Source organism: Microbacterium sp. 2216-1 (genome assembly GCF_046507855.1).
Lineage (GTDB): Bacteria > Actinomycetota > Actinomycetes > Actinomycetales > Microbacteriaceae > Microbacterium > Microbacterium esteraromaticum_C.
This window is the reverse complement of sequence record NZ_JBKFTM010000002.1, coordinates 221,374-240,774: the sequence shown is the minus strand read 5'-3', so window position 1 is coordinate 240,774 and position 19,401 is coordinate 221,374. Positions and strand designations below refer to the sequence as shown.

General features: G+C 65.0%; 19 protein-coding genes and 2 tRNA genes. 8 read left to right on the top strand and 13 right to left on the bottom strand.

The window, feature by feature from the left end:
* The 6 genes from ACLD0U_RS09015 to ACLD0U_RS08990 form a co-directional block, all read right to left on the bottom strand.
* Positions 1-846, bottom strand: coding sequence for a universal stress protein (locus ACLD0U_RS09015; protein WP_224818446.1), 846 nt, complete (start codon positions 844-846; stop codon positions 1-3).
* 191 nt (positions 847-1,037) lie between these two features.
* Positions 1,038-1,110 (bottom strand) — tRNA-Ala (locus ACLD0U_RS09010).
* Positions 1,111-1,147: 37 nt separating this feature from the next.
* Positions 1,148-1,221: transfer RNA gene (locus tag ACLD0U_RS09005), tRNA-Ile, on the bottom strand.
* A gap of 110 nt (positions 1,222-1,331) precedes the next feature.
* Complete coding sequence (locus ACLD0U_RS09000; protein WP_206821392.1) at positions 1,332-2,129, bottom strand: DUF4097 family beta strand repeat-containing protein; 798 nt, start codon at positions 2,127-2,129, stop codon at positions 1,332-1,334.
* A complete protein-coding gene (locus tag ACLD0U_RS08995) occupies positions 2,129-2,800 on the bottom strand; it encodes a response regulator (RefSeq protein WP_410340415.1) in 672 nt (223 codons plus the stop codon). The genes ACLD0U_RS09000 and ACLD0U_RS08995 overlap by 1 nt, the downstream gene beginning before the upstream one ends.
* Entirely contained in the window at positions 2,788-4,113 is a 1,326-nt protein-coding gene (locus ACLD0U_RS08990; protein ID WP_179409567.1) for a sensor histidine kinase, read from the bottom strand. Before ACLD0U_RS08990 ends, ACLD0U_RS08995 begins: the two co-directional genes overlap by 13 nt.
* 117 nt (positions 4,114-4,230) lie before the next feature.
* Between ACLD0U_RS08990 and ACLD0U_RS08985 the strand changes: the two genes are divergently transcribed.
* Positions 4,231-4,944, top strand: coding sequence for a VIT family protein (locus ACLD0U_RS08985; protein WP_206550876.1), 714 nt, complete (start codon positions 4,231-4,233; stop codon positions 4,942-4,944).
* A gap of 58 nt (positions 4,945-5,002) precedes the next feature.
* On the opposite strand, the gene ACLD0U_RS08980 is transcribed toward ACLD0U_RS08985, so the two are convergent.
* From ACLD0U_RS08980 to dnaA, 7 genes are all read right to left on the bottom strand, one after another.
* Positions 5,003-5,407: a DUF3566 domain-containing protein gene (locus ACLD0U_RS08980; protein WP_179409569.1), complete on the bottom strand. Its 405-nt coding sequence runs from the start codon at positions 5,405-5,407 to the stop codon at positions 5,003-5,005.
* 20 nt (positions 5,408-5,427) lie between these two features.
* The gene (gyrA, locus tag ACLD0U_RS08975) at positions 5,428-7,965 is read right to left on the bottom strand and encodes a DNA gyrase subunit A (RefSeq protein ID WP_410340414.1); all 2,538 of its coding nucleotides are present in this window, start codon (positions 7,963-7,965) and stop codon (positions 5,428-5,430) included.
* A 43-nt stretch (positions 7,966-8,008) separates the two neighbouring features.
* Positions 8,009-10,057 carry a DNA topoisomerase (ATP-hydrolyzing) subunit B gene (gyrB, locus tag ACLD0U_RS08970; RefSeq protein ID WP_206550878.1) on the bottom strand — a complete coding sequence of 683 codons (2,049 nt, stop codon included), beginning with the start codon at positions 10,055-10,057 and terminating at the stop codon, positions 8,009-8,011.
* Positions 10,058-10,176: 119 nt separating this feature from the next.
* The gene (locus ACLD0U_RS08965; RefSeq protein ID WP_179409572.1) at positions 10,177-10,668 is read right to left on the bottom strand and encodes a DUF721 domain-containing protein; all 492 of its coding nucleotides are present in this window, start codon (positions 10,666-10,668) and stop codon (positions 10,177-10,179) included.
* The gene (gene recF / locus ACLD0U_RS08960; protein WP_410340413.1) at positions 10,655-11,839 is read right to left on the bottom strand and encodes a DNA replication/repair protein RecF; all 1,185 of its coding nucleotides are present in this window, start codon (positions 11,837-11,839) and stop codon (positions 10,655-10,657) included. Before recF ends, ACLD0U_RS08965 begins: the two co-directional genes overlap by 14 nt.
* 63 nt (positions 11,840-11,902) lie before the next feature.
* Positions 11,903-13,045: a DNA polymerase III subunit beta gene (gene dnaN / locus ACLD0U_RS08955; RefSeq protein WP_179409574.1), complete on the bottom strand. Its 1,143-nt coding sequence runs from the start codon at positions 13,043-13,045 to the stop codon at positions 11,903-11,905.
* A 416-nt stretch (positions 13,046-13,461) separates the two neighbouring features.
* Positions 13,462-14,856 (bottom strand): chromosomal replication initiator protein DnaA, encoded by a 1,395-nt coding sequence (gene dnaA / locus ACLD0U_RS08950; protein WP_179409575.1) that lies wholly within the window; start codon positions 14,854-14,856, stop codon positions 13,462-13,464.
* Between the two features lie 318 nt (positions 14,857-15,174).
* On the opposite strand from dnaA, the gene rpmH reads away from it, so the two are divergent.
* The 7 genes from rpmH (at position 15,175) to ACLD0U_RS08915 (ending at position 18,879) form a co-directional block, all read left to right on the top strand.
* Positions 15,175-15,312, top strand: a complete 138-nt coding sequence (rpmH, locus tag ACLD0U_RS08945) for a 50S ribosomal protein L34 (RefSeq protein WP_022879826.1) — start codon at positions 15,175-15,177, stop codon at positions 15,310-15,312.
* Positions 15,313-15,318: 6 nt separating this feature from the next.
* Positions 15,319-15,669: a ribonuclease P protein component gene (gene rnpA / locus ACLD0U_RS08940; RefSeq protein ID WP_410340412.1), complete on the top strand. Its 351-nt coding sequence runs from the start codon at positions 15,319-15,321 to the stop codon at positions 15,667-15,669.
* Positions 15,666-16,016: a membrane protein insertion efficiency factor YidD gene (gene yidD, locus ACLD0U_RS08935; protein WP_179409577.1), complete on the top strand. Its 351-nt coding sequence runs from the start codon at positions 15,666-15,668 to the stop codon at positions 16,014-16,016. Before rnpA ends, yidD begins: the two co-directional genes overlap by 4 nt.
* A 3-nt stretch (positions 16,017-16,019) precedes the next feature.
* Complete coding sequence (gene yidC / locus ACLD0U_RS08930) at positions 16,020-17,084, top strand: membrane protein insertase YidC (RefSeq protein ID WP_410340411.1); 1,065 nt, start codon at positions 16,020-16,022, stop codon at positions 17,082-17,084.
* Entirely contained in the window at positions 17,084-17,578 is a 495-nt protein-coding gene (locus ACLD0U_RS08925) for a protein jag (RefSeq protein ID WP_179409579.1), read from the top strand. The genes yidC and ACLD0U_RS08925 overlap by 1 nt, the downstream gene beginning before the upstream one ends.
* A gap of 156 nt (positions 17,579-17,734) precedes the next feature.
* Positions 17,735-18,370 carry a 16S rRNA (guanine(527)-N(7))-methyltransferase RsmG gene (gene rsmG, locus ACLD0U_RS08920; RefSeq protein WP_410340410.1) on the top strand — a complete coding sequence of 212 codons (636 nt, stop codon included), beginning with the start codon at positions 17,735-17,737 and terminating at the stop codon, positions 18,368-18,370.
* Positions 18,371-18,567: 197 nt separating this feature from the next.
* Positions 18,568-18,879, top strand: a complete 312-nt coding sequence (locus ACLD0U_RS08915; RefSeq protein ID WP_410340409.1) for a GIY-YIG nuclease family protein — start codon at positions 18,568-18,570, stop codon at positions 18,877-18,879.
* Positions 18,880-19,401 lie beyond the last annotated feature (522 nt).

Genomic DNA, 19,401 nt, shown 5'->3' with positions numbered 1-19,401 from the left:
TCAGTGCACGACGGCGGTCACCGTCGCGAGTCGCTGCAGCACCTCGTGGCTGATCGAGCCCAACAGGAAGCGACGCACGGCACCGTGACCGCGGCTGCCGACGACCGTGAGGTGCGCGCTCTCGGCGAGCTCGTTGATGATCACCGACGGGAAGCCCTCAGCGACGGCCTCTTCGATCTCGAGACCCGGGTACTGCGAACGCAGGCCGGCCAACGAGAGCGACAGCGCCTCACGGGCGCTCTGCTCCATGCCCTCACGGTAGGCCTGCGGCATCACCATCAGCGCGTTGCGGGGTACCGCGATGGGCGTCCAGACGATCAGCGCGGTGAGCGGCTCGCCGAGTCGGTCGGCCTCGGCGGCGGCGAAGGCGATGGCCGATTCCGAGACGGGGGAGCCGTCGACCGCGACGACGACACCGGAGCGCTCCCCGGTGATGTCGAAGTCGGGGACGACGACGACCGGGCTCGACGACGCGGCCGCGATGCGGATGCCGTGCGAACCACGGGCAGGTCCCTGTCCCGGCCCCTGGTAGTCGCTGCCGATCACGAGCAGGGCGGCGTCCTTGGACGCGTCGATGAGCGTGTGAACCGGGTCGCCGGTCTCGATGCGCGTGGTGACGGTGAGACCATCGGATGCGATCCGCTCGGCCTCTTCGCGGAGCAGTTCGTCCGCGGCTTCTCTGGCGGCCTGCAGCACGGCTCCTTCACCGATCATGCCGACGGCACCACCGACGACGTTGATCAGTTCGAGCTGCTGCTTGCGTGCCACCGCACGTGCCGCGGCCCAATCGACAGCACGGCGGCTGCCTGAGGCCCCAGTGACTCCGACGACGATCTTCTCAGTCATTTCCGTCTCCATCCGCGAGGACTTCCACTCTATTGATTCCGCGGGGATTCCGGGCGCCGTACGCCCGTGGATATCAGGCGATCAGTTAGCGGCGAGATACTCGGCGCCGGGTTCTTCGACCGTCTGCCTCGGGTGTGGGACGGGCGTCGTAAACGAAGAAACCCCCGTGCGAAGCACGGGGGTTTCTACTGTGGAGCCTAGGAGATTCGAACTCCTGACATCTGCCTTGCAAAGGCAGCGCTCTACCAACTGAGCTAAGGCCCCGTGCGGCACGGTCACCGCGGGGATTCCGCGAACGGAGTGGGGCTACCAGGACTTGAACCTGGGACCTCTTCATTATCAGTGAAGCGCTCTAACCGCCTGAGCTATAGCCCCGTCAACCTTGAAGACTTTACCCGAAGAACACGGGAGAAATCCAATCGGACGCCGAGAGGATGAATCCCGGGCGCGCCGCGAGTCGAAACCCGCGGCGCGCCCGTCACTGATCACCCCTCGTGGAGGTTCACCGAACCCGCCGAAATCGAGACCCGCACCCGGTTCGTGCTGTCCGGGTCCTGACGCAGTTCACTGCTCAGGTCTCCCGCCGACACGTCCTGGCGGACGTCGTAGTCGCCGCGCGGAAGCGTCAGCGTCACATCGCCCGCCGACACATCGATCGTCACCTCGGAAGGTGCGGTTCCGGTCAACTCGGCATCGATCCGCCCTGCAGCCACGTCGAAGCCCGCCTCATCGACGCCCTCGAGCTCGACACTACCGGCACCGGCGTTCAGCGAGAGGTCCAACGATTCGGCTGAACCGAGCAGTTCCATACGTCCCGCATTGACCTGCGCCTCGATCTCATCGAAGTCCCCATTGGCGAACAGCGCACCGGCGTTGAGTGTGAGATCGGCGTCGATGCCCTTCAGCGTCTCCGGCAACAGCAGGGTCACCTGGTCACCACCATCAAACCAGTCTCCGCGCAGCCAGTCCGGCGAGAGCCACCCGAGCCACGACGGTTGTGGGGTGCGCACCACGAGCTCTTCGCCGCGCGTGCGCAGCGTCCACCCATCCGTGGATCCCTCATCCGCACGCAAACGTGCGTCGTCGCCGTCGTAGAACTCGATGGTCAGGCCAGCCGCATCGACCGTGGCATCCAGTCCCTGTACTCCGCTGATGTCGACGTCCCTGACCTCCGACACCGGTGCCATGGCACCCACTGCTGCGACCGCAGCCATGGTCCCGCCGCTGATCAGCACCACTCCACCGACCACGGCCAGCACGATCGTCACCGCTTTGCTCGCCATCACTGGCCTCCCTGTTCTTTGCCATTGTTCGTGTTGTCGATGTGCGCGAGCGCCGCCAGCACCCGACGGTTGCCGTCCGCCGGGTCGAGCCCGAGCTTCTGGAAGATCGACGTGATGTGCTTCTCGACGCTCGCCTCACTGAGGAACAGCAATCCGGCGATCGCGCCGTTCGACTTGCCCTCGGCGATGAGCGCAAGCACCGTGCGCTCCCGTTCGGTGAGCCGCAGCATCCGCTCGTCGCGATTGCGACGCGTCAGCAGCTGCGCGACCACCTCGGGATCCAGCTCGGTCGCGCCCGCCGCGATCCGCTCCACCGATCCCACGAAGTCACCGACGTCGGCGACACGATCCTTGAGCAGGTACCCGAGCGCGCCACCCTGCGCGGCGATCAGCTCGCTCGCGTACCGCTCCTCAACATACTGCGAGAGCACGAGCAGGGGGAGTGTCGGATGCCCGGCGCGCAGCGCCAGAGCCGCACGGATGCCCTCGTCGGTGAACGACGGCGGCAGGCGCACATCGAGAATGCACAGATCGGGTGCGGTCTCGACAACGGCATCCAGCAGTCCGTCCGTATCGGGCAGAGCCGCGACCACCTCGTGACCGGCGTCTTCGAGCAGACGCACCAGCCCCTCACGCAACAGCACGGAGTCCTCGCAGATCAGGATGCGCATGGCACCGTCACCTCCAAGCTCGTCGGACCGCCCGCGGGGCTCTCCAGGCGGAACGTTCCGCCGGCCGCCAGCACCCGGTTGGTGATGCCGTCGAGGCCACCACCGGGCTGCACCTGGGCACCACCCAGTCCGTTGTCCTCGACACGGGCCCACAGACCGTTGTCTCGACTACGCACCACGACACGGCACTCGCTGGCGCGCGAATGCTTGGCGGCGTTGGTCAACGACTCGGCGATCGCGAAGTACACGGCCGCCTCGGCGTCCCGGCATCCGCCCACCGCACCCGGCTCGATACGCACGTCGAGATGCACGGGGATGTGTGAGCGCCCCGCCAGCGCCGACAGCGCCGCGTCGAGTCCGCGATCGTCCAGCACTGAGGTGTGGATGCCACGGGCCAGCTGCCGCAGTTCAGTGATCGCCGCCTTCGTCGAGGTGTGTGCCTCGCCGATCAGCTCCTTGGCCGCGGCGGGATCATTGTCGATCTTCTGCTGCGCCAGGCCGAGGGTCATGCCCACCGATACGAGCCGGGGCTGGACGCCATCATGCAGGTCACGTTCGATGCGGGTGCGTTCCACCTCGGCGGCGCGCACAGCGCCCGCGCGCTGCGCGCTGGACGTGCGCACCTGCGCGGTCAGCTCGGCCTCACGGTTGGGAACCACCAGAGCACGGCTGATGACGCGATGCAGCAACGCGAGGCCGACGATCGCGGCGCCCGCCGCGAGCACACCGAGGATGCCGACGAACGGCGCCCACGCGGAGTGGATCACTGCGCCGAACGGCCCCGGGGTGGTGTCCTGTCCGGTCAGGGGCGACAACGCGAAGAACGCTGACCAGATCATGCCCCCGAACAGGCGGATCACCAGCGAACCGGCGATGCAGGCGAGTGTGAAGTTCGCGACCGCGCGCCACATCGGGCCGCTGATCGACTGCCGTGCGAGAGATCCGAGCCAGCCGCTGAAACCGGGCTTGGCGAACGCGCGCCATCTCAGATCAGGCAGGTCGATGTCGTACAGCGTGCTCACGCGACGCACTTCGAACCAGGCGACGCCGAACAGGCCGTACACCACACCCACGAGAACGATCGCTCCGATACCGAAGGCGAACAACAGCCCGACACCGACGCCGAGAGCGCCCGCCAGCACACTGATGACCCCGGTGCCGATGGCACCGAGAGCGGCCAGCTCAAGGATGGTGAGCAGAATGCGCAACGGTGGCGTGTTGCCGTCCTTGGCCTGGGCATCGGCCACGGGCGGTGCGGGTGCCGGGGGAACCGGCGGCACCGGTGGCGGCGGGGGAGACGGATTCGTGGTCATGTCAACAACGCTACGGTCGTTCGTCATTTCCCGACACGGGGCCAGCCCGAGAGCCCCATTCGGGTTTTCCCTACCCTTCGGGCTGTGATCGGGGCCGAACTCGGCCATCATGGGGGCATGAGCGCTACGCATCCCGCCGAGCCGCACGGAGCAGGTCTCGGTCAGAAACTGAACTGGTTGCGCGCCGGAGTGCTCGGCGCGAACGACGGCATCGTCTCGGTGGCATCCCTCGTGGTCGGTGTCGCCGGCGCGTCGACGGACTCGGCGCCGCTGTTGATCGCGGGAATCGCCGGCCTGGTCGGTGGAGCCATCTCGATGGCCCTCGGCGAGTACGTGTCGGTCAGCAGCCAGCGCGACAGCGAGCGTGCACTGATCGCCAAGGAGCGCGAAGAGCTGCGCACGATGCCCGAGCAGGAGCTCGATGAGCTCACCGAGCTGTACCGCCAGCGCGGTCTCAGCGAAAGTACGGCCCGTCAGGTGGCCACCGAGCTCACCGAGCACGATGCTCTCGCGGCGCACCTCGACATCGAACTGGGTATCGATCAGCATGATCTGGTGAACCCGTGGCACGCGGCGATCTCGTCAGCCATCTCGTTCACCATCGGCGCGCTGCTGCCGCTGCTGGCGATCCTGCTTCCGCCGCCCGAACTGCGCGTGCCCGTGACCTTCGTCGCGGTGCTGCTCGCCCTCGCGTTCACCGGGGTGATCTCGGCGAAGGTGGGTGGCGCCTCACCTGTGCGAGCAACCGTGCGCCTGGTGGTCGGAGGCGCATTGGCGCTGCTGGTCACCTGGGTCATCGGTACCCTGCTGGGTACGACCGGAGTCGTCTGACCCCCGAAATCGCCGGCTCGGCGGGTTTACTCACGCGGCGGGGTTCAACCCCGCTGCGTCAGTTCGACATGAAGCCGACGAGCAAACCGCCGGTCACCTTGACCGCGAGATTGTAGATACCGGCGATCACGGCGCCCAGCACCGTGAACACGATCAGGTTCAGGATCGACACGACCGCGCCGAAGGCCATCACCTGCGGCAGACCCAGCAGGCTCTCGAGGTCGACGCTGCCGTCGGTGAGTGTCGTGAGGATCTCACCCGCCTGCGCGATGACATTCGTCGCCTGCAGCACCATGAAGATCAAGAAGAACGACACCATGGTCACGATCGCCAGGGCGACCGCCCCGAGGAACGACAGCTTCACGGCAGACCAGAAGTCCACGTAGACCAGGCGCAGGCGAACCTGCTTGCCGGCGGTCTTGCGGGTGGACTTCTTCGCCAGCTTGTCCGCGACTGTGCTCATGTGTCGTTGCTCTCTTCAGATCAGGCTTCGGGGGTCTCGGGGCTCGGGGCTTCGGGTGCCTCGCCCTCGTTGTCGTCTTCGGCGACCACCCGCTCGCTGTTGCGGGCGACGGCGAGGATGCGATCCCCGTTCGTCATGCGGGCGAACACCACTCCCATGGTGTCGCGACCCTTGGCGGGCACCTCGGCCACGGCAGAGCGTACCACCTTGCCGCTGGACAGAACCACCAAGACCTCGTCGTCCTCAGAGACGATCAGACCACCCGCGAGTTCGCCCCGCTCGTCGCTCAGCTTGGCGACCTTGATGCCGGTTCCGCCGCGCTTCTGCACCTTGTACTCCGACACCGAGGTGCGCTTGGCGTAGCCACCGTCGGTGACGGTGAACACGTACGAGTCCTCGTCGACGATGGATGCTGACAGCAGGTGATCCTGGTCGTCCTTGAACTTCATACCCCGCACACCCTCGGTCGCGCGGCCCATCGGGCGCAGCGCATCGTCGGTGGCGTGGAACCGCACCGACATGCCCTTGGCGCTGATCAGCAGGATGTCCTCGTCGGCGTCGACCAGCTTGGCGCTGACCAGCTCGTCGTTCTCGCGCAGGCGAATGGCGATGACGCCGCCCTGGCGGTTGGTGTCGTAGTCGCTGAGGCGCGTCTTCTTCACCAGACCGTCGTGGGTGGCGAGCACCAGGTATTCCTTGGCCTCGTAGTCGCGCACGGCGAGCACCTGGGCGATCTTCTCGTCCGGCTGCAGCGCGAGCAGGTTCGCCACGTGCTGGCCCTTCGCGTCGCGGCCGGCCTCGGGCACCTCGTAGGTCTTCGTGCGGTACACGCGGCCCTTGTCGGTGAAGAACAGCAGCCAGTGGTGCGTGGTGGTGACGAAGAAGTGCTCGACCAGGTCGTCGGCGCGCAGCTGCGCACCCTTCACGCCCTTGCCACCGCGGTGCTGCGACCGGTAGTTGTCGCTGCGCGTGCGCTTGATGTAGCCCTCGCGGGTGACGGTGACGACCATCTCTTCCACGGGGATGAGGTCTTCCATCGACATGTCGCCGTCGAAGCCGTGCAGGATGTGCGTGCGGCGCTCGTCGCCGAAACGGTCGACGATCTCGGTGAGCTCGGTGCGCACGATGTCGCGCTGGCGGGCCTCGGTGGCGATGATGTCCTTGTAGTCGACGATCTTCGCCTCGAGCTCGGTGGCCTCGTCGATGATCTTCTGGCGCTCCATCGCCGCGAGACGACGCAGCTGCATCAGCAGAATGGCATCCGCCTGCTTCTCGTCGATGGTCAGCAGCTCGCGCAGCCCCTCGTTCGCCTCGGCGACCGTGGGCGAGCGACGGATGAGCGCGATGACCTCGTCGAGCGCGTCGAGCGCCTTCAGGAATGCCTGCAGGATGTGCATGCGCTCTTCTGCCTTGCGCAGGCGGTACATCGTGCGGCGCACGATCACGTCGAGCTGGTGGTCGAGCCAGTGCGTGATGAAGCCGTCGAGGGCCAGCGTGCGCGGGACGCCGTCGACGATCGCCAGCATGTTGGCACCGAAGTTGTCCTGCAGCTGGGTGTGCTTGTACAGGTTGTTCAGCACGACCTTCGCGACCGCGTCGCGCTTGAGCACGACGACCAGGCGCTGTCCGGTGCGGTCCGAGGACTCGTCACGGATGTCGGCGATGCCGGTGATCTTGCCGTCGCGAGCCAGCTCACCGATCTTCACCGCGAGGTTGTCGGGGTTGACCTGGTAGGGCAGCTCGGTGATGACCAGGCACGTGCGCCCCTGGATCTCTTCGATCTCGACGACGGCGCGCATCGTGATCGACCCGCGTCCGGTGCGGTATGCCTCGTGGATGCCCTTGGTGCCGAGGATCTGCGCGCCGGTCGGGAAGTCCGGGCCGGGAATGCGCTGGATCAGGCCCTCGAGCAACTCCTCGCGGCTGATTCCGGCGTTGTCGAGTGCCCACAGCGCCGCGGCCGAGACCTCACGCAGGTTGTGCGGCGGGATGTTCGTCGCCATGCCGACCGCGATACCGATCGAGCCGTTGACCAGCAGGTTCGGGAACCGCGCCGGCAGTACGTCGGGCTCCTGCGTCTGCCCGTCGTAGTTCGGCGAGAAGTCGACGGTCTCCTCTTCGATGTCTCGCACCATCTCGAGCGCGAGCGGAGCCATCTTGGTCTCGGTGTACCGGGGCGCGGCAGCGCCCATGTTGCCGGGGGAGCCGAAGTTTCCCTGGCCGAGCGCCAGCGGGTAGCGCAGCGACCACGGCTGCACCAGACGCACGAGGGTGTCGTAGATCGCCGAGTCACCGTGCGGGTGATACTGACCCATCACTTCGCCGACCACACGCGCGCACTTCGAGAACGACTTGTCGGGGCGGAATCCGCCGTCGTACATGCCGTAGATCACGCGGCGGTGCACGGGCTTGAGTCCGTCGCGCACGTCGGGCAGCGCACGACCGACGATGACAGCCATGGCGTAGTCGAGATAGCTGCGCTGCATCTCGGCCTGCAGGTCGACCTGGTTGATGCGGCCGTGCTCGTGGGCCGGCTCGGGGCGTTCTTCGTCAGTCATGAGTGTCTTTCAGTTCCGGTCGTTCACGTACGAGGCGACGCGCTCAGATGTCGAGGAAGCGGACATCCTTGGCGTTGCGCTGGATGAAAGTGCGTCGAGACTCGACGTCCTCACCCATCAGCACGCTGAAGATCTCATCGGCCGTGGCCGCGTCGTCGATGGACACCTGACGCAGCGTGCGCGTGGTGTGGTCCATCGTGGTCTCCCAGAGTTCCTTGGCGTTCATCTCGCCGAGACCCTTGTAGCGCTGGATGCCGGCATCCTTCGGCAGGCGCTTGCCGTTCTCCTGCCCGTAGGCCATCAGCGCATCGCGCTCCTCATCCGAGTACACGTACTCGTGGGGCGAGTTGGTCCACTTCAGGCGGTACAGCGGCGGCATCGCGAGATACACGAAGCCCGCCTCGATGAGCCCGCGCATGTAGCGGAACAGCATCGTCAGCAGCAGCGTCGTGATGTGCTGGCCGTCCACGTCAGCATCCGCCATCAGGACGATCTTGTGGTACCGGGCCTTCTCGATGTCGAAGTCCTCACCGATGCCCGTGCCGAAGGCCTGGATCATCGCCTGGACTTCTTTATTGGCCAGCGCCTTGTCGAGTCGCGCGCGCTCGACGTTCAGGATCTTGCCGCGCAGCGCCAGAATCGCCTGCGTGTGCGGGTCGCGACCCTGCACGGCCGAACCGCCTGCCGAGTCACCCTCGACGAGGAAGATCTCGCTGATCGACGGGTCCTTGCTGGTGCAGTCCTTGAGCTTGTCGGGCATCGCGGCCGACTCGAACACGCTCTTGCGTCGTGCGGTCTCGCGCGCCTTGCGTGCCGCGATGCGGGCGGTGGCCGCATCGATCGCCTTGCGGATGACGTTCTTGGCCTGCGCCGGGTTGCGGTCGAGCCAGTCGCCGAGCTGTTCGTTGACGATCTTCTGCACGAACGTCTTCGCCTCGGTGTTGCCGAGCTTGGTCTTGGTCTGCCCCTCGAACTGCGGCTCGCCGAGCTTGATCGAGATGACCGCCGTCAGTCCCTCGCGCACGTCATCACCCGAGAGGTTGTCGTCCTTCTCTTTGAGCAGGTTGTTCGCCCGCGCGTAGCGGTTGACCAGGCTCGTGAGCGCAGCGCGGAATCCCTCTTCGTGGGTTCCACCCTCGTGCGTGTTGATCGTATTGGCGTACGTGAAGACGTTCTCGTTGTACGAGGTCGTCCACTGCATGGCGACCTCGAGCGAGATCTTGCGCTCGGTGTCCTCGGCCTCGAAGTCGATGATCTCTTCGCTGACCGGCTCGGCCTTGCGCACCTTGTTCAGGTACTCGACGTAGTCGACCAGACCGCGCTCGTAGAGGAAGTCATCGGACGGCTGCTTGCTGATGAGCGCGCCCTCTTCTTCGACCTCGTAGGCGGATGCCGGACGCTCGTCGCTGAGCGAGATGCGCAGCCCCTTGTTGAGGAACGCCATCTGCTGGAATCGCGTGCGCAGCGTGTCGTAGTCGAACTCGACCGTCTCGGTGAAGATCTCAGCATCCGGCCAGAACGTGATCGTGGTTCCGGTCTCGTCGGTCGCCTCGCCCTGCTCGAGCGACTGCTGCGGGGTGCCACCATCGGCGAAGCTGTGCCGCCAGACGTAGCCCTTCTGCTTGACCTCGACCTCGAAACGGGTCGAGAGCGCGTTCACGACCGATGACCCGACACCGTGCAGACCACCCGACACGGCGTAGGCGCCGCCACCGAACTTGCCGCCGGCGTGCAGGATCGTGAGCACGACCTCGACGGTCGACTTCGTGGGGTCAGAGGAGTGCGGATCGACGGGAATACCGCGACCGTTGTCGACCACACGCACGCCACCGTCGGCGAGCAGGGTGACACGGATGCGATCGGCGTAGCCCGCCAGCGCCTCATCGACCGAGTTGTCGACGATCTCATACACCAGGTGGTGCAGGCCTCGAGGACCCGTCGAACCGATGTACATACCGGGACGCTTGCGGACGGCCTCCAGCCCCTCGAGGATCTGGATCGAATCCGCGCCGTAATCGCTGGGCGCCTGCCCGTTCGCGGTCTCGGGGTTCGTCGAGCGCTCGTTGTCGTCGGCAGGTGTTTCAGACGTCATCAGAGGTAGATCTCCACACTTCGAAAGGTCGCTGCCATTCTAGCGGGTTTCGAGCATCGAGATGCGGCTCTAAGGCCGTGTGGGGCGTTCTGAGCGCTTGAGGGTGCGCGCGTGATGCCCTACCCGTAGGTGTCCCGTGGGCCGCGTCCGGGCACCACCCGCGGTCCCCACTTCCATGACGGAACGTCCGGTCCGATGAACCGCAGGTTCTGCACACCGGCATCCGGATACCGATTCGTGATCTCGGTCATGATGACCGCGCGCATGAACTGCAGGTTCTTCGCCCACGCCGTCGAATCGCACTTCACTGTGAGTACCCCGCGCTCGAGCGACACCGGTTCGGAGTGCTTGGCGGTGTCTGCCCCGGCCAATTCGGCCCACTGGCGTACGAGATCCTCGGCGGCGAGCGTCTTCTCCCAGCCCGAATCGCGCGTGAGCTTGGCGAGAACGTCGCCGAGCGTTCCCGGATCCCGCCCCTTCGTGAACGGGGCGTTGTCATCATCGACGACGAGACGCTTCTTGCGCTTCCAGTTCGTCGAACTCGGCTTGAGTCCACGCAGGCGCAGATAGGTGGCGACCGTCTCCGGGGGTTGCGGATCAGTCATCGGCATCCTCCCTCTCGTCTGTGTCCCTCTCATCGGTGATCGTGCCGGCGCTGATCCGCACCACGTGACGGTGCAACGCCTCGGGGATGTCGGCTTCGACCGCGGCGGTGACGATCACCTGCTCGTATCCGGCGGTCAACGCCGCCAGGCGACGCCTGCGGTCGGCATCGAGCTCGGCGAAGACATCATCGAGGATGAGCACCGGATCGCCGGCCGGGGACTCGGAACGCAGCAACTCCGCCGAAGAGAGCCGCAGAGCGAGCGCCACCGACCACGACTCGCCGTGCGAGGCATACCCCTTCACCGGCAGATCGCGAACCCGCAGCAGCAGGTCATCGCGGTGCGGGCCGACCAGGGTGAGACCCCGCTCGATCTCTTTCGCGCGGCGCTGCTGCAGCGCGGCGCGGAACATGGTCGGGATGTCGCCCTCGTCGGATGCCGGTGCATCGGCCGCGGAATCGTCAGCATCCGGATCCGCGCCGCGCACCGACAGCGCCCACTCGAGCTCGGGCTGGTGATCGGCGCCGGCGATGGCCGCATACGCCTCGGTCAATGGACCGCGCAGATCCGCGGCGAGGCGCAGCCGCGCATGGATGATCTCGGAACCCAGCGCGACCAGTTTGTCGTCCCACACGTCGAGGGTGCTCAGCCCTTCGCCACGCACACCGCGTGCACGAGCGGATTTCAGCAACGCCGTTCGCTGGCGCAGCACCCGGTCGTAGTCGGCGATCACACCGGCCATGCGCGGGGTGCGCTGGATCAGCAACTGATCGGCGAAGCGTCGTCGGGACGACGGGTCGCCGCGCACGATCTGCAGATCCTCCGGGGCGAACAGCACCACGTGCGCGTAGCGCGGCAGCTCATTGGTCTTCGACGGCGACCCGTTGATGCGAGCCCGGTTGGATCCCTGTCGATTGATCTGCACTTCGACAAGAACGGTGCGCTTTCCATGCGCCAGCCGGGCGCGCACAACGGCGAAATCCTTGTCATCTCGCACCATCGGCGCATCCGACGACACCCGGTGGGACCCGAGCGTCGCGAGAAAGACGATCGCCTCGGCGAGGTTGGTCTTGCCTTGCCCGTTGCTGCCGACGAGCACGTTCGGGCCGCGGTGCAGTGTGAGGTCGGCGGTCGCGTAATTGCGGAAATCGACCAGGTTCAGGTGCTCCACAATCACCGCATCAGCCTACCTTCGGCGACCGACATCGGCCCGGCGGAATCGTTGGGCGGGCTCGAGGCCTCAGCGCAGCAGCAGGTTCGGCTGCAGCAGGTACTTGAACGAGTCAAGACCCGCCTGGTCGACCGAGGTCTGGCTGGTGACCAGCACGGGGCTGAGCTTGTTGGCGTTGTCGCTCGAGGTGAACGTCACACGCGTGAACTCGCTCTTGACGGCGCCGAGCGCCTCGAGGAGGTACTGCGGGTTCAGACCGAGCGTGACCTCGTCGCCGCCGTTGAGGTGCGCGTCCACCGATTCGGATGCCCGTGCCTGCTCGCTGCCCGAGGCATCCATCGTCACGCTGTCGCTGCTGAAGGTGAAACGCAGCGGGGCGGACCGATCGAGCACGAGGGCAACACGGCGGACGGCCTCGACGAGGTCGGCGGTGTTGATCACGGCGTAGTGGTCGGTCTGCTCGGGGAACAGTCGCCGGACCGGCGGGAAGTTGCCCTTGATCAGCAACGAAGTGACGGTCTTGTTGCCCGCCGTGAACGCGATGATCTCGCGGTCGCCACCGCCCGAGAACGAGATCTCGATCGTGCCGGCGTGCGCAAAGGTCTTGCCGACCTCGGTCAGGGTACGCGCGGGAACGAGCGCGGTCTGCTCTGCCTCGGCGCCGTCCCACGGCACGTCACGCAGCGAGACGCGGTAGCGGTCCGTCGCGACCAGGCTGAGCGTCTGTCCGGAGACCTCGAGCTGCACACCGGTGAGCACGGGGGTGACATCGTCGCGCGATGCGGCGAAGGCGACCTGAGCGATCGCGGTGCCGAACTCTTCGGCGGGAACGACACCTGTTGCACCAGCGACCTCGGGGATCGAGGGATATTCCTCTACCGGCATGGACGCCAGGGTGAAGCGTGCAGACCCGCAGGTGACGGCGATGCCGCCATCCTCCTCGACAGCGATCTGGATCGGAGCGTTCGGAAGCCGACTCGCGATGTCGGAGAGCAGGCGCCCGTGCACGAGGATCGTGCCCGGCTCATCGACTGTCGCCTCGATCGTGGTGCGCGCGGATGCTTCGTAGTCGAAGGCCGAGAGCGTGAGTCCGTTCTCGTTCGCCTCGATCAGCACTCCCGCGAGGATCGGCTGCGGATTGCGCTGCGGAAGCAGCTTGACGACGAAGGACACAGCCTCGCTGAACACATCGCGGTTGACCTGAAACCTCACGGGCGCTCCCTCGTTGCACATCTGCGCTTGCGGTGGGCCCACCGCAAGCCATCCCATGCTAGCCGCACGCTGTCGGCGTGACGCTACCGATCTGCGAGCGGCTCGAGGGATCTGTCCACATCCGTCCGGTGATCGAATCACCCGAATTCACTGAAAATCTCTTAACGGTGTTAACAACTGTGGATTCTGTGGATAACTCGGTGGATAGCGCTCGAGAGTAGGAAACTACAGCCGTGTGACTTGTGGAAACGCTGAGGAATCCGCGGGATTCGGGGGAACCCGGTCTGAGGCCTCGAGCTCGAGTTATCCACAGTGCGTTGCGAAACGGGCATCCGAACGTCGAGTTCTGCACAAGTTATCCACACCCACTGCGGATAACTACACGTTAACCGCGTCCGGACAGGCGTTTCGCGGGATCAGCGACGGCTGATCTGGGTGGTGATGTCGGTCACCTGGTTGTAGATCGAACGACGCTCCTTCATGAGCTCGCTGATCTTCTTGCACGCGTACATGACGGTGGTGTGATCGCGGTTGCCGAACAGCTGACCGATCTTCGGCAACGACAGGCTCGTACGCTCACGGCACAGGTACATCGCGATCTGCCGGGCCGTCGCGATCTGCTGCGAGCGGCTCGAGCCGTACAGGTCATCGACCGTGAGCTTGAAGTACGCCGCCGTCGCCGTGATGATGTCGGTCGGCGAGATCACGTTGTCTTCGGTCGTGTCGACGATGTCGCGCAGCACCGTCTGGGCCAAGGCGATATCGAGCGAGGACCGGTTGAGGCTGGCAAACGCCGAGACGCGGATGAGTGCGCCCTCGAGCTCTCGGATGTTCGACGAGACGACGTTGGCGATGTACTCCAGCACCTCGTCGGGGATGTGCAGCGACTCGCTCTGCGCCTTCTTGCGAAGAATCGCGATGCGGGTCTCGAGGTCGGGCGCCTGGACGTCGGTGATCAGACCCCACTCGAATCGACTGCGCATGCGGTCTTCAAAACCCGTGAGCAGCTTCGGCGCGACGTCGCTGGTGATGACCACCTGCTTGTTGTGGTCGTGCAGCTGGTTGAACGTGTGGAAGAACGCTTCCTGCGTCTCGGCGCGACCCTGCAAGAACTGAATGTCGTCGATGAGCAGGATGTCGACCTCGCGGTACCTGCTCTGGAACGCGGCACCGCGGTTGTTCGCGATCGAGTTGATGAAGTCGTTCGTGAACTCCTCGCTGGAGACGTACCTGACCTTCACTCCCGCGTACAGCGACTGCGCGTAGTCACCGATCGCGTGCAGCAGGTGCGTCTTGCCCAGGCCGGAGTCGCCGTAGATGAACAGCGGGTTGTACGCCTTGGCCGGCGCTTCGGCGACCGCGACCGCGGCCGCGTGCGCGAAACGGTTCGACTGACCGATGACGAAGTTGTCGAAGGTGTACTTCGGGTTGAGACGCGATTCGTGCCGCACCGGGGTCGGATGCTGCTCGATCGGCGACTCGACGCGAAGCGGCTCCGGTGTCGTGAAGTCGGGAACGCTGATCGGCGCCGTGGGCTGGTCGGCGAGCTCATGGTTCACGACCGTGCGGTACGAGGTGACCTCGTTTCCGCTCGCTGAGAGCGCCTCCATCAGCGGAGCGCGCAGACGCTTGTTGATCTGCGCGGCCGTCAGATCGTTCGGCACATCGAGATAGAGAACGCCGCCCATGACGCCGGCCGGAACGACCAGGCTCAGGAAACCGTGCAACTGCGGGCTGACCCGCTCATCGGCGGTCAGCTTCTCGAGCACCGTCGACCAGATCGGTACATCGGGCTGTTCTGCTGCGCTCATGGTGCTCCGGGCGAGGTTGTGGAAAGGTCGCCTTGAAGCGTGATCTCCCCCTGTGGATAACGATGGATGCAACGGTAGTCACCGAAGGCCCGAACGGCAAGCCGTCCGCGGAAATACGCGGATCTTCCTGAGATGGAACGCGTTTCCACAGTTGTGGATAATGGCTGTGCGTAACTCTCAGTGCCGATGGCGGTCTTCGCACACGATTTGCTCTGTGCGTCGGCGAGTCGTACCCTTAATCGGTTGACTTATGCCTAACGGCAGTACCCCCTGTCTCCGGATGTCTGATACCGGTGACACCAGTCCCGGAGTGATTCCATGAGCAAGCGCACTTTCCAGCCCAACAACCGTCGTCGCGCCAAGAAGCACGGCTTCCGCGCCCGTATGCGTACCCGCGCCGGCCGCGCCATCCTGTCGGCACGCCGCGCGAAGGGCCGCACCGAGCTCTCGGCGTAACGCCCAGTGCTCGCCCGACCGAATCGTCTGACCCGCGGCGCTGACTATCGTCAGGCTGTTCGCCGGGGCACACGATGCGGCGGTCCGCGACTCATCATCTCGGTGCTCGTGAGCACCGACGCGCGGCCCCCTCGGTTCGGGTTCATCATCAGCAAGCAGGTAGGAACCGCTGTGGTTCGCAACACCGTTCGTCGACGGCTCAAAGCCGTGTGCGCGGAGTTCGTCGACATGGTTCCTGAGGGCACGGATGTCGTCATCCGTGCCCTTCCTGCGTCTGCGACCGCCGAATTCTCCTCGCTGCGGGCAGACGTGGCACGCTGCCTGAACAAACGGTTCGCCGATGCGGTGAGCTTATGAGCGCACTGCCCTCCTACGCCTTCGGAACGGCGCGGTTCCGGGCATCCGATCTGTTTCGAGGTCTGCTGGTGCTGCCGCGTAACGCGGTGCTTGCGTTCCTCGTCGTGTATCGGGCGATCATCTCTCCGCTGTATGGCGACGTGTGCAGGTATTACCCGTCCTGTTCCGCGTACGCTGTAGGAGCGGTGCAGCAGCACGGCGCCGTGTGGGGAGCGATGCTCTCGGCATGGCGCATCCTGCGTTGCAATCCCTGGAGCAAAGGCGGCGTTGACGACGTCCGCCCGCACGCTCACTTCCGATACGACTTGACCGCCCGTGGTTTCGTCGTACCTGCTCGAAAGGACTGAACAGTGGGTCTTGACCTCCTGCTCGCAAGCACCCCTGCCGCCGAGGACTCCGGCGGTGGCTTCGACCTGTTCGGTGCCATTCTCTGGCCGCTGAAGTGGGCCGTCGAGCTCATCCTCGTCGCCTGGCACTGGCTGCTGACGGCCGCCGGCATGCCCGAGGCCGACGGGATCACCTGGGTGCTGTCGATCGTCGGTCTGGTGATTGTGGTTCGCGCGGCGGTCTTCCCGCTGTTCGTGAAGCAGATCAAGAGCCAGCGGAAGATGATGGAAATCGCTCCTGACCTGCGAAAGGTTCAGGAGAAGTACAAGGGCAAGAAGGATCAGCTCTCTCGCGAGGCGATGAGCCGCGAGACCATGGCCCTGTACAAGAAGCACGGCACGACGCCAATGTCGAGCTGCTTGCCGCTGCTGGTGCAGATGCCGATCTTCTTCGCGCTGTTCAGCGTGCTGCGCGACGTCAAGATGCACGCGGAGGCCGGGGTCGGTGGTGTCGGGCTGCTCAGCCCCGAGCTGACGAAGCAGTTCTTCGATGCGACGCTGTTCGGTTCGGTGTCGCTGCACGAGACGCTGGGCGAGGCCTGGTCGGCTGGGAACACGCCGGCGATCGTGCTGCTGGCGATCCTCGTCGTCCTGATGATCGTGTCGCAGTTCTTCACCCAGCTGCAGATCATCTCGAAGAACCTCTCGCCTGAGGCCAAGACTGGCCAGGCGTACCAGATGCAGAAGATCATGCTCTATGTGCTGCCGCTGGGCTTCATCTTCTCGGGTGTTTTCTTCCCGCTCGGTGTCGTCATGTACTGGTTCGTCTCGAACCTGTGGACCATGGGTCAGCAGTTCCTGGTCATCCGCGAGATGCCCACGCCGGGATCCGAGGCGGCGAAGGCGCGTGAAGAGCGCCTTGCGCGCAAGGGCAAGGCCATCAACGCCGAGGGCAAGATCGTTCCGATCGAGGTCGTGCGGGCAGAGGAGCAGCGCAAGCTCGAAGAGATGGAGCGCGCCAAGGCGGAGGCTCCCAAGCGTGAGCAGCCGATGAGCAAGAAGCGTGCCAAGAAGAAGGGCTCGAACTGATGACCGTTGAAGACGTGAAGACCTCGTCGGTTCCCTCGGTGGAGGATCTCGAGCGTGAAGGGGATGTCGCAGCCGACTTTCTCGAGGAGCTGCTCGATATCGCCGACATCGACGGTGATCTGAACCTCGATGTGCGGCAGGGGCGGGCATATGTCTCGGTTGAGGCCGAGAGCGAGGGGCTTTCGGTACTGTCGGCCCCCGACACCGTGCAGGCTCTGCAGGAGCTCACTCGCCTCGCCGTGCAGAACAAGACGGGCTCGTTCTCGAGGATGATCCTCGACATCGGTGGTTCGCGCGACACGCGTCGCCGGCAGCTCGAGGCCTTGGTTGACGCTGCGGTTGTGAAGCTTGATGGCGGTGCCAGCCAGGCATCGCTGCCGTCGATGTCGAGCTACGAGCGCAAGGTCGTGCACGATATCGTCTCGGAGCGTGGGTTGGTGTCGGAGTCCTACGGCGAGGGAGCAGACCGCCACACGGTCATCACCCGTCGGTGATGTTTCACGTGAAACGGTGATGCGCATAGCCGCCCCGGTCCCCGGTCATTGAACGGTCCCCTTTTCCGGTCATTGAGCGAGCGAAGCGAGACGAAATGACCGGAACCCCCAGCACCGCCCCAACTCCCGGTCATTGAGCGAGCGAAGCGAGACGAAATGTCCCACACCCCTGAACCTGAACCCTCCGTCGCCGCGGAGCTCTTCGGCGCACGCATTGATCTTGCGCGTCGTTTCACCGATGCGTTGGTCGCTGAGGGGGAGACGCGCGGCCTGATTGGCCCGCTCGAGCTGCCGCGCATCTGGACGCGTCATGTTCTGAACTCTGCGATCGCTGCGCCGTTGTTCAATGGCTCGGTTGCTGATGTCGGTTCCGGTGCGGGGTTGCCGGGTCTTGTGCTCGCGATTGCTCGTCCGGATGTCCATTTCACGCTGATCGAGCCGATGGAGCGTCGGGTGGCGTGGCTGACGGAGCAGGTCGATGCTCTGGGACTGGATAACGTACGTGTGATGCGCGCTCGTGGCGAGGATGTCGGACTGGAGTTCGATTCCGTCACGGCACGTGCGGTGAGTGCACTTCGTACGTTGATCCCGATTACTGCTCCGTTGGTGAAGGACGGCGGTGAGTTGATCTTGCTGAAGGGGCACAACGTGCCGGCCGAGATCGATGCCGCTCAGAAGGTGTTCAAGAAGTTCAAGGTGTCGGACGCCACAGTGGACGTGCTCGGCGAGGGAGTGCTCGCCGAGCCGACGCGTGTGTTCCGCGCTCGCGTCCGCGCGACCCCCGGTCGTTGAGCGAGCGGAGCGAGACGAAACGCAAGTACGTGAGCGGATCTCTCCTCGGTCGTTGAGCGAGCGGAGCGAGACGAAACGCGAACACCACTAGCGCCCCCGAAATCCTCGCTCTCCCCAACTCCACGTTTCACGTGAAACATCCACAGCTCCCGTGATCTCGACATCGCCGTACTCCCCGGTGCGCATAGTGTCCGAAAATGATCGGATACACCTATGTTCTCCGCTGCTCGGACGGCACGTTCTACGTAGGCAGCACCAAAGACCTTGATACCCGAGTGCAGACCCACGCGCAGGGGTTGGGGAGTGACTACACGTCCTGCCGGCTACCGGTGACGCTGGTTTGGTGGGCCGAGTTCGATCGCATTGATGAGGCGTTTGCTCTCGAGAAGCGAATGCAGGGGTGGAGTCACGCGAAGCGTCTGGCGTTCATGGAGGGAGGCTACGACGCGATCAAGGGCTGGAGTGCACGCGAACGTGCTCTCCGCCGCGGTGGCGCCTCCGGTCGTTGAGTGAGCGAAGCGAGTCGAAACGTGCGCGACTACTGGGGGCGCAGATTTCGACTCGGTGCTTCGCTCCTCGCTCAATGACCGGTGGTGGTGTTTCACGTGAAACGGGTGCCGGTACTGAGTTCCGCAGTGTGGCCGGAAGTGACGCCGCGGTCGTTGAGCGAGCGGAGCGAGTCGAAACGCACACCCTGCGGTGGCGTTCATTTCGTCTCGTCGCTTCGCTTGTCGCTCAATGACCGGGTGGTGTTTGACGTGAAACGGCAGCCATCGCCGGGCGTCTGCGGAGAGGTTTGACAGGGGAGGGGACTCGGTCGTTGAGCGAGCGGAGCGAGTCGAAACGCATCGCAACGGGCGGCGGGCATTTCGTCTCGTCGCTGCGCTCCGCGCTCAATGACCGGGTGAGAGGACTCGGACGTTGAGCGAGCGAAGCGAGTCGAAACGAGTATCCCTCGAGGGCGCAGGCTCATTTCGTCTCGGTGCTGGGCTCCTCGCTCAATGACCGGGTGGTGTTTCACGTGAAACGCG